Here is a 6,555-nt window from a genome sequence, read left to right as displayed (position 1 = left end):
ACGTTGTTTACCGTCTTGGTCTTGCGACTACTCGTCGTCAAGCTCGTCAATTCGTAAACCACGGTCACATCCTTGTTGACGGAAAACGCGTTGATATCCCATCATACCGTGTAACTCCAGGTCAAGTAATCTCAGTTCGTGAAAAATCATTGAAAGTTCCAGCAATCCTTGAAGCAGTAGAAGCTACTCTTGGACGTCCAGCATTCGTATCATTCGATGCTGAAAAATTGGAAGGTTCATTGACTCGCTTGCCAGAACGCGACGAAATCAACCCAGAAATCAACGAAGCACTTGTCGTTGAATTCTACAACAAGATGCTTTAATTTTAAGAAATATCTTACAGAAAGCCTACAACAGTGGGCTTTTTGCTTTGTCTTAAAAGGTTGATTTCTGGGTTTGCTTAGATATTTGCTAGATTGATTTCATTGCTGCTTCAAAGAATGAGACGGCTTTTTTTGCGTTCTCTTTTGAGAGGTAAAAAGAAGCGTGACCCTCCCACAGCTATAGAGCTTTTAGGCGGGAAAACCACACTTCTTTCTTGAATTAATTTTACATCATTTTGACTTAAAAAACAAATAGAGGCGTCCCACCTCCTACCGCAGAAAGATCTGTTTCAAGGGGAGATGGAAAACCTCTATTCGTTAATTTAATTATAGCCTAAAAAACTTTTAAATACAAGGCTATTGAGATAGTAAGGGGGAAAAAAGAAGTAACCATCATTCCGACCACATAGTAGACAGGGGGGAACAAGATTACTTCCTTTATTTACTTAAGTATACAACATTTTTACAAGAAAGCAAAGTAGCAGGTTAGTCTAATGGGGTGCTTGTTGTACTTTAGCAAGTAAGGTGTGCTATAATGCTTTTAACAGGAACTAAAAGCCATTAGTAAATAACTAATATTGGGTCATATTGTTCCGATGTTAGAGAGAAGGAACTTAATGAAATTATGGGAATATGTTGATAAAAATGTTCGCCTTATTTTAGAAGATGGGACCTCCATCAAGGGTAGGGTGGTTGATTGGTTTGACGGTTATGATTTAGATGGTCCTGACGAAATAGTTATAGGTGATCGCTCATATCCTGAAGATATTATCAAGAAAATCAAAATTATTAGTGCTTAGTTCAACCTAGGCGATTTTATCGACTAACTATAAAAAGTATAAGAACTATCGAAAAAATAGCAGAGAGGAAAATAAATGAGTAAACAGCTTTGGAAGTATCTTCGATCAAGGGTTCAGATAGTCACTAATTGCGATAAGATAATCAAGGGACGTGTCATAGACTTTGTTGACGAAATGGACAATGATGAGCAAGATGAAATCACTATTCTCATTGCTAATCCTAGTCCAGATGAAGCTACTGAAATTTCTCTCTTTGAGAGTGAGATTGTCTCGATTAAAACAATCTCATAGGACTTAGAACAATCTAGGTGCTTTTACCTGCCTTATTTGAAAGAAAACACTATGGAAAAGGATTTAGTTTATATGGCAATATTAGATGATTTACAAGAGTTATATGACAATGGTTGGGATGCCTCTTTTGATTATAATGGTCAAGTATGTGGGATTTTTCCTAATTCTGTTCATGATATTGTAGTGGTGATTGGAGATAAGGAATACCAGGTATCATCATTCATTGATCTGATTTCTCTAAAAATTGACGATAACACTTTAGTAGAAATTATGGATGGAATTGAAGTGCAGTATTATTAAAATAAAAATCATCTTTGATGAATGAACTGCACCCCAAAAATTAGATTTTGTCTGTTAAATTTTTGGAACGTAGCTCAATATGCTACAACGTTCTTATTAGGAGGGGAAGGGTAATGGGTTATAGTCAACAAGTATTAGACATGCTCCAGCAAACAGTCAGTGGTCAGATTGATAATTTTTGGGATTTTTCCTTTACGTTTAACGCTCTTTTTGGAGAAGATGCGGAATTTTCCGAGGCTTGGGATAATGAAAACTCTGAAATGTTTGACGCTCTCAATGACTTTGAGTTGATGATATTTTTAGAGGAACATGATCCAAGCGACAAACAAGGTTTTATCGATTTCTTAACACCTTACTACGAAAAAGCAAAGCAATTAGCCAATATTGAAAGGAATATTTAAATGACACTCTGGAAATTTAACCGTACAGATGTAATTATCACGTTAAAAAATGGCGCGGTAGTTAGAGGATTTGTAGAAGACTATTGTGACGCCTCTGACAATGACGAGGAGATTGACTCCTTGCTGGTAGATGTTGATGGAACTCTTTATGAATATTTTGAAGATGAAATCGTCAGCATCATAGAAAGCTAGTAGTGGGAATAGAATCTAAGGAAAAAATCTTGTTTGTTGAGATTGTTTTAGTTGGGATGGTCCTATATGAAAAAGGATGAAATTAAAAAATATTTAGACAAAGATCTTGAATTTAATTATAATAGCCGAGGTGCTTGCTTTTTATCGAGTATATGTGTAGTTGGTTATGATTATGAAGGTCAGCAGTTTGATACAATTGATGAAGCTATGGAAGCTAAAGTATTTGACGGGAAAAGCTTAGTAGATATATGGGATGAAGTTTTTCCACAAGTTTTTTAAAATGAAAAGCACCTTTGATGAACTGCACCCCAAAAGTTAGATTTTTTCTGTCTAACTTTTGGGGTGCAGTTCAAATGTATGAGATATTTTTAGTTTTGATTTAATTTCGATATTTTTCCGGAAAATACTTATTTTTCGGAAAGTCAAGATTTTGTTATTATTTATGATATACTGGTACCGTAATTATATCCTTACAGAGGTTAAGTAAGGGTTTCAGTACACGTCAATAGATGTCAAAATATTGATTTTAAGCGATTTTTGATTTTTGGAAACTCATTATATCGCACTACAAATCAATAAAAACTCTACCTTTTACTCTACCTTTTTTAGATAAATATATCATCTGGATATTGAAGTTAAGCCCTGCTATCATTTCGATGGCAGGGCTTTTTAATGTTTGGGACACTACCTTCTTATCTATATTTTGATGGAGCTGAAGTTGACATCTACAAAGTTTAATGTTAAAATACATTCAAAAATATATTTGAATGAGGTGCTTTATGGTTCAAAATGTTGTTACTTCAATAATCCTGTATTCTGGGACAGCCGTAGACTTACTTATTATCCTAATGTTATTTTTTGCCAAAAGAAAAAGCAGAAAAGACATCATTAACATCTATTTAGGACAATTTCTAGGCTCTGTTAGTCTAATATTGCTAAGTTTACTTTTTGCATTTGTCTTAAATTATATTCCTAGTAAAGAGATTTTAGGTTTGCTCGGTTTGATTCCAATTTTCCTAGGACTCAAAGTTTTGCTTTTAGGAGATTCTGATGGAGAAGCTATTGCAAAAGATGGTTTGCGCAAAGATAATAAAAACCTGATTTTTCTAGTCGCTATGATTACTTTTGCAAGTTGTGGTGCTGACAATATTGGTGTTTTTGTCCCATATTTTATTACCTTAAATTTAGCGAATTTGATAGTGGCTTTACTTACCTTTCTAGTCATGATTTATCTCTTGGTTTTTTCTGCCCAAAAATTGGCACAAGTCCCTTCTGTTGGAGAAACTTTGGAAAAATATAGCAGATGGTTTATTGCCGTTGTTTATTTAGGACTGGGGATGTATATCCTGATTGAAAACAACAGCTTTAACATGCTAAGGACTGTGTTCGGCTAGGAGAAAAAATTATGAAAAAAGATAGTATCTGCCAAGTGAATATTATAAATCAGCAAAATGTTACAACCGCAACGAACTACCTTGAAAAGGAAAAAGTCCAAAAATCACTTCGTATTTTATCAAAGTTTACCGATAATAAACAGATAAATATCATCTTTTATCTCCTTGCTGTTGAAGAACTCTGTGTCTGTGATATAGCCTGTTTACTAAATCTCAGTATGGCATCTGCCTCCCACCATCTTCGTAAACTAGCCAATCAAAACATCTTGGATACTAGAAGAGAGGGGAAAATTATATATTATTTTATAAAAGATGAGGAAATCAAAGACTTTTTTAATCAACTAGGATAACAACTATTTTTACTACTTTATCATGATTATATATAGGACTTATCTATGAAATTTTTTGATAAAAATTACTCACATGAAAGACTACTCGTAGCAAATCTTTAAGAAAAAAGTATAATTTAAAGCAAAGCGACCTAGGTAATGCAGGTCAAGTTAGCCAAGTTTAAAAGGGAGAAATCTGAAAGAAAATGTATCTTTGATAGTAGTCATTTATTGTGAAATATGATATATTTATTGATTAGATGGATGAATATTTCTAAAGTTAAATAAAATATGACAGATACATGCTTTTTAGTGTATCTTGTTTGTACTCAAAATATGAAGTGACTATCCAATATTTAAGATTAATAAATATTATACGATGAGATAGAATACTACAAAATGAAAGGCAACGTAATCTGATGAAGAAAGATAGATTAATTGCATTGACAGATGCTGTTCTAGCAATTATTATGACCATTTTGATTTTAGAGTTAGAAAAACCAACGACACCAAGTCTTCAAGCTTTTTGGGATTTACGGCAAAATTTCTTTGCTTATTTTCTTTCCTTTTTCTGGTTGGGATCGTTATGGATGGCACTAAACACATTATGGGAAAAGGTTGAGAAAATTTCCTCAGAAATTATTTGGTGGAATTTGTTTCTACTCTTGGAGCGGCAGGAGTTCTCTTTGGAGAATTTCATGCCATCCAAGATACCAGTCTGAATGATGTGGTGGACCGGATCTATATAAATGTCAAGGATTTACCGTTTCAGTCCTTGGGAGCTTTAGCTAATATCCTGTCTGATGTTAAGAAGGGACTGATTCAAGACAGTCATATCTGGTCTTTCTTCCAGTCATTTTTCAAACAATATCAGTTGATAATCAGCTTAAATCAGATCTATCAGTTTGTCTATCTTTCTCTGATGGAGATCATGTCCTATCTTCACTTTGATTATTGGAAAAAACGGCTCGGTCAGGAGCTAGTATGAATAAGGAGAACAAATGAGACGTTTAAAAATGTTATGGCATATTATACAGGTTACGGGTTTTACTCGGTTTGCTCTGAGTTTTGTGACCTTTGTTTTTGGGTCAGGAGGCGTGCTTTTCCTAGTTGAACCTGCTATCACAAATTACGGAGACGGTCTTTGGTATGCTTTTGTGACTTCGACGACTGTCGGCTACGGGGATCTCCTAGCTGTGACCTTGATTGGAAGGATTACCAGTGTCTTCTTGACGATTTATGGGCTCATATTTTTTGGCTGTTTATCAGCTGTTATTATTAATTATTATACCGATTTAAATAAGGAAAGAGGAGAGGACAAATGACTGCCAATTATTCAACACGGGAATACCGTGAGAAATTATACGATGACCTTCATGTTCGATTGAGAGATACAGCGATTTTGATGTGTGCAATTTTTATTGCCTCTATCGGTCTAAATATGAATTCAACAGCTGTTATTATTGGAGCCATGTTAATTTCACCTCTCATGACACCGATTGTTGGACTGGGATTCGGTTTAGCTATTTTTGATACGCGTTTAATCAAGCAATCTCTAGAGGTTTTATTGACTCAAGTGTTGGTCAGTTTGCTTGTCTCGACTCTGTATTTCTGGATTTCTCCCTTGTCTTATGCAAGTAGCGAGTTGATCGCACGAACCTCTCCAACCATTTGGGATGTTCTCATTGCTATTGCTGGTGGGATTGCTGGTGTGATCGGTTCAAGGAAAAAAGAAGCAAACAATATCGTGCCAGGAGTAGCCATTGCTACAGCTTTGATGCCGCCTATCTGTACTGCTGGCTATGGTTTAGCTAATGGGAATGTACGATTTTTATTGGGGGCTCTCTATCTTTTCTTGATCAACTGTGTCTTTATCATGCTAGCCAACATTGTTGGAACAAGAATTTTGATGAGAAAATCTCCTTTAACTTCATTTAAAGAGCTGAGCATTAAAATGAGAATTGGCTTGATTTCTTTGATTGTATTGTTGATTCTTCCAGCTAGCTATTCGGCAGTTACTCTGACAATAGAACAAGCGCGCAAAGAAGGGATCAAACAGTTTGTAGGAAAAGAGTTCGCCAATTATACGGTTATTAATCAAGTCTACAAGTCAAGTAACAATGAATTGGTCTTGACGGTTGTTGGAGATCCGATTTCAGAAGAAGAATTAGAAACACTCCACCAAAAACAAGCCTCTTACGGTATTCAATCTGTTCAATTGAAAGTGAATCAAGTTCAGAACTCGCCAACATTAGATAGTGAAGCGACCAAGGAATTTTATGAAAACATTGACAAGTATATTGATCAAAAACTCTCTGAAAAAGATTCACAAAACGATCTCGTAAAAGAAAATGAAGCAGACAAGGATTGAGGACAATGAACTGAATCGGTTTTTACGCCGTGTTTTTCTTGTATCTTCCTCTTTCTTACTTATAGCAGGTTGTTTTTGCTTGAATAAGAAATAAATTAGAAGTTCTATCATCTAAGAAAAATGATGAAAAAAATCATTTAACTAATGGTGTGAA

At 34.9% G+C, this 6,555-nt stretch carries 13 protein-coding genes and 1 pseudogene; 13 read left to right on the top strand and 1 reads right to left on the bottom strand.

Features of this window, described 5'->3' with window-relative positions; genetic code table 11:
• From rpsD to PCY17_RS09280, 7 genes are all read left to right on the top strand, one after another.
• On the top strand, positions 1-323 hold a 323-nt coding region (gene rpsD, locus PCY17_RS09310; RefSeq protein ID WP_301393454.1), incomplete at its 5' end, for a 30S ribosomal protein S4.
• 617 nt (positions 324-940) lie between these two features.
• The gene (locus PCY17_RS09305) at positions 941-1,123 is read left to right on the top strand and encodes a hypothetical protein (RefSeq protein ID WP_000780387.1); all 183 of its coding nucleotides are present in this window, start codon (positions 941-943) and stop codon (positions 1,121-1,123) included.
• Between the two features lie 75 nt (positions 1,124-1,198).
• Positions 1,199-1,414 (top strand): hypothetical protein, encoded by a 216-nt coding sequence (locus PCY17_RS09300; RefSeq protein WP_000043341.1) that lies wholly within the window; start codon positions 1,199-1,201, stop codon positions 1,412-1,414.
• Positions 1,415-1,486: 72 nt separating this feature from the next.
• The gene (locus tag PCY17_RS09295) at positions 1,487-1,714 is read left to right on the top strand and encodes a hypothetical protein (protein ID WP_009013763.1); all 228 of its coding nucleotides are present in this window, start codon (positions 1,487-1,489) and stop codon (positions 1,712-1,714) included.
• 113 nt (positions 1,715-1,827) lie between these two features.
• Positions 1,828-2,115 (top strand): hypothetical protein, encoded by a 288-nt coding sequence (locus PCY17_RS09290; RefSeq protein WP_000542381.1) that lies wholly within the window; start codon positions 1,828-1,830, stop codon positions 2,113-2,115.
• On the top strand, positions 2,116-2,307 hold the full coding sequence (locus PCY17_RS09285; RefSeq protein ID WP_000177340.1) for a hypothetical protein: 192 nt from the start codon (positions 2,116-2,118) through the stop codon (positions 2,305-2,307).
• 66 nt (positions 2,308-2,373) lie between these two features.
• Positions 2,374-2,586: a hypothetical protein gene (locus PCY17_RS09280; protein WP_000710706.1), complete on the top strand. Its 213-nt coding sequence runs from the start codon at positions 2,374-2,376 to the stop codon at positions 2,584-2,586.
• Positions 2,587-2,872: 286 nt separating this feature from the next.
• Here the strand turns inward: PCY17_RS09280 and PCY17_RS12200 are convergent, their stop codons facing one another.
• On the bottom strand, positions 2,873-3,058 hold the full coding sequence (locus PCY17_RS12200) for a hypothetical protein (protein WP_009013804.1): 186 nt from the start codon (positions 3,056-3,058) through the stop codon (positions 2,873-2,875).
• Between the two features lie 28 nt (positions 3,059-3,086).
• On the opposite strand from PCY17_RS12200, the gene PCY17_RS09275 reads away from it, so the two are divergent.
• The 6 genes and pseudogenes from PCY17_RS09275 to PCY17_RS09250 all read left to right on the top strand — a co-directional run bounded on the left by PCY17_RS09275 (position 3,087) and on the right by PCY17_RS09250 (position 6,401).
• A complete protein-coding gene (locus PCY17_RS09275; RefSeq protein WP_000250556.1) occupies positions 3,087-3,701 on the top strand; it encodes a CadD family cadmium resistance transporter in 615 nt (204 codons plus the stop codon).
• 11 nt (positions 3,702-3,712) lie between these two features.
• Entirely contained in the window at positions 3,713-4,051 is a 339-nt protein-coding gene (cadX, locus tag PCY17_RS09270) for a Cd(II)/Zn(II)-sensing metalloregulatory transcriptional regulator CadX (protein ID WP_000711083.1), read from the top strand.
• 398 nt (positions 4,052-4,449) lie between these two features.
• Positions 4,450-4,695 (top strand): annotated as a pseudogene (locus PCY17_RS09265) (TMEM175 family protein); the annotation flags it as partial.
• Complete coding sequence (locus PCY17_RS09260; RefSeq protein ID WP_000397556.1) at positions 4,677-5,018, top strand: hypothetical protein; 342 nt, start codon at positions 4,677-4,679, stop codon at positions 5,016-5,018. The pseudogene PCY17_RS09265 and the gene PCY17_RS09260, both read left to right, overlap by 19 nt.
• A gap of 13 nt (positions 5,019-5,031) precedes the next feature.
• Positions 5,032-5,355 (top strand): potassium channel family protein, encoded by a 324-nt coding sequence (locus PCY17_RS09255; RefSeq protein WP_001253404.1) that lies wholly within the window; start codon positions 5,032-5,034, stop codon positions 5,353-5,355.
• Positions 5,352-6,401: a DUF389 domain-containing protein gene (locus PCY17_RS09250; protein ID WP_000126416.1), complete on the top strand. Its 1,050-nt coding sequence runs from the start codon at positions 5,352-5,354 to the stop codon at positions 6,399-6,401. Before PCY17_RS09255 ends, PCY17_RS09250 begins: the two co-directional genes overlap by 4 nt.
• The last annotated feature ends 154 nt before the right edge of the window (positions 6,402-6,555 follow it).

This window comes from Streptococcus sp. SO2 (assembly GCF_030440025.1).
Note: the sequence above shows the minus strand (reverse complement) of the source record. Positions and strands in the feature narration are given on the sequence as shown.

Bases quoted from the DNA above. Each gene is read 5' to 3' on its own strand.
- PCY17_RS09305 (WP_000780387.1), top strand. From the start codon at position 941: ATGAAATTATGGGAATATGTTGATAAAAATGTTCGCCTTATTTTAGAA.
- PCY17_RS09300 (WP_000043341.1), top strand. From the start codon at position 1,199: ATGAGTAAACAGCTTTGGAAGTATCTTCGATCAAGGGTTCAGATAGTC.
- PCY17_RS09295 (WP_009013763.1), top strand. From the start codon at position 1,487: ATGGCAATATTAGATGATTTACAAGAGTTATATGACAATGGTTGGGAT.
- PCY17_RS09290 (WP_000542381.1), top strand. From the start codon at position 1,828: ATGGGTTATAGTCAACAAGTATTAGACATGCTCCAGCAAACAGTCAGT.
- PCY17_RS09285 (WP_000177340.1), top strand. From the start codon at position 2,116: ATGACACTCTGGAAATTTAACCGTACAGATGTAATTATCACGTTAAAA.
- PCY17_RS09280 (WP_000710706.1), top strand. From the start codon at position 2,374: ATGAAAAAGGATGAAATTAAAAAATATTTAGACAAAGATCTTGAATTT.
- PCY17_RS12200 (WP_009013804.1), bottom strand. From the start codon at position 3,058: ATGTATTTTAACATTAAACTTTGTAGATGTCAACTTCAGCTCCATCAA.
- PCY17_RS09275 (WP_000250556.1), top strand. From the start codon at position 3,087: ATGGTTCAAAATGTTGTTACTTCAATAATCCTGTATTCTGGGACAGCC.
- cadX (WP_000711083.1), top strand. From the start codon at position 3,713: ATGAAAAAAGATAGTATCTGCCAAGTGAATATTATAAATCAGCAAAAT.
- PCY17_RS09255 (WP_001253404.1), top strand. From the start codon at position 5,032: ATGAGACGTTTAAAAATGTTATGGCATATTATACAGGTTACGGGTTTT.
- PCY17_RS09250 (WP_000126416.1), top strand. From the start codon at position 5,352: ATGACTGCCAATTATTCAACACGGGAATACCGTGAGAAATTATACGAT.